Here is a 765-nt window from a genome sequence, read left to right as displayed (position 1 = left end):
ATTCACCATAACCTGCTAAGGTTATAGGGACAAGCCGTACGGGCAATTAGTATCAGTTAGCTTAATGCATTACTGCACTTCCACACCTGACCTATCAACGTCCTGGTCTCGAACGACCCTTCAAAGAGCTCAAGGCTCTGGGAAATCTCATCTTAAGGCAAGTTTCCCGCTTAGATGCTTTCAGCGGTTATCTCTTCCAGACTTAGCTACCCGGCAATGCCACTGGCGTGACAACCGGTACACCAGAGGTCTGTCCACTCCGGTCCTCTCGTACTAGGAGCAGCCCCCTTCAAATTTCCAACGCCCACGGCAGATAGGGACCAAACTGTCTCACGACGTTTTAAACCCAGCTCACGTACCACTTTAAATGGCGAACAGCCATACCCTTGGGACCGGCTACAGCCCCAGGATGTGATGAGCCGACATCGAGGTGCCAAACTCCCCCGTCGATATGAACTCTTGGGAGGAATCAGCCTGTTATCCCCAGAGTACCTTTTATCCGTTGAGCGATGGCCCTTCCATACAGAACCACCGGATCACTATGTCCTACTTTCGTACCTGCTCGACTTGTCAGTCTCGCAGTTAAGCACGCTTATGCCATTGCACTATCGTCACGATGTCCGACCGTAACTAGCGTACCTTCGAACTCCTCCGTTACACTTTAGGAGGAGACCGCCCCAGTCAAACTGCCTACCATGCACTGTCCCCGACCCGGATAACGGGCCAAGGTTAGAACCTCAAATGAACCAGGGTGGTATTTCAAGG

The 765-nt window shown here is 51.9% G+C and carries 1 rRNA gene; it reads right to left on the bottom strand.

Annotated features, from left to right (window positions below):
- Positions 1 to 25: 25 nt before the first annotated feature.
- Positions 26 to 765, bottom strand: a 23S ribosomal RNA gene (locus tag D0T21_RS31500); the annotation flags it as partial.

Source organism: Duganella sp. BJB476 (genome assembly GCF_003416895.1).
GTDB lineage: Bacteria > Pseudomonadota > Gammaproteobacteria > Burkholderiales > Burkholderiaceae_D > Rugamonas.
The sequence above is the reverse complement of the archived record's forward strand: the minus strand, read 5'-3'. Positions and strand labels throughout refer to the sequence as shown.